Annotated in this window: 1 protein-coding gene; it reads right to left on the bottom strand. The window is 70.8% G+C overall.

Going from position 1 to position 549, the window contains the following annotated elements; all coding sequences use genetic code 11:
* Window positions 1–549, bottom strand: a 549-nt coding sequence (locus AC1D1G_RS45865) for a condensation domain-containing protein (protein ID WP_477957019.1), incomplete at both ends; no start/stop codon positions are given.

The raw sequence follows: 549 nt of genomic DNA, 5'->3' as shown, positions 1-549 counted from the left end.
GAGGTGACCGGGGTGTCGAGGTCCTGTGCACGGTCCATGTCGACTTCGCCGGTCGGCGTCCAGCCGGCGCGGGTGGCCGCCTCGGACAGGTCGGCGGCGAAGCGTCCCAGGTAGTTGAAGCTGATCTGCGGCAGCGAGCGGGCCGCGAGCAGCGGGGCGGTRTCGGCGTTGAGGTACCGCAGCATGCCGTAACCCATGCCGTGATCCGGGATCGCGAGCAGTTGTTCCTTGATCGCCTTGATCGCGGAGCCGGCGGCCTTGCCGCCGTCGAACGCGTCGTCGAGGTCGATGCCGGACAGGTCGAGACGCACCGGGAACATCGCTGTGAACCAGCCGACGGTGCGGCCCAGATCGGCGCCCGGCACGACCTGGTCTTCACGGCCGTGACCCTCGAGGCTCACCAGGGTCCCGTCGACGGACCGGCCGTGCAGGGTGTGGCCGCGGGTGCGCCGCCACTGGGTGACCGCCATCGCCAGCGCGGTGAGGAGTCCGTCGTTCACGCTGCCGTGGATGGCCTCCGGCAGGGCCGTGAGGACGGCTTCGCTGACC

The organism is Rhodococcus sp. P3_B8 (assembly GCF_056402775.1).
Note: the sequence above shows the minus strand (reverse complement) of the source record. Positions and strands in the feature narration are given on the sequence as shown.